At 71.2% G+C, this 205-nt stretch carries 1 protein-coding gene; it reads right to left on the bottom strand.

Features of this window, described 5'->3' with window-relative positions:
- A partial coding sequence (locus IG74_RS47555) for an acyltransferase domain-containing protein (protein ID WP_037827826.1) occupies positions 1-205 on the bottom strand: 205 nt, incomplete at both ends.

The raw sequence follows: 205 nt of genomic DNA, 5'->3' as shown, positions 1-205 counted from the left end.
GGGGACGGTCAGGACCGGGTGGGGGCTCATCTCCAGGAACAGGCCGTGGCCCTCGGCGAGGAGGCCTCGGGTGGCGTGCTCGAACAGGACCGTCTGGCGCAGGTTGCGGTACCAGTACCCGGCATCCATGGGGACGTCCAGCCAGGTACCGGTGAGGGTGGAGAACAGCGGCACCTCGGCGGCCTGCGGGGTCACACCCGCCAGG

The organism is Streptomyces sp. NRRL B-1347 (assembly GCF_000720325.1).
GTDB lineage: Bacteria > Actinomycetota > Actinomycetes > Streptomycetales > Streptomycetaceae > Streptomyces.
This window is presented reverse-complemented; position numbering and strand designations above follow the sequence as displayed.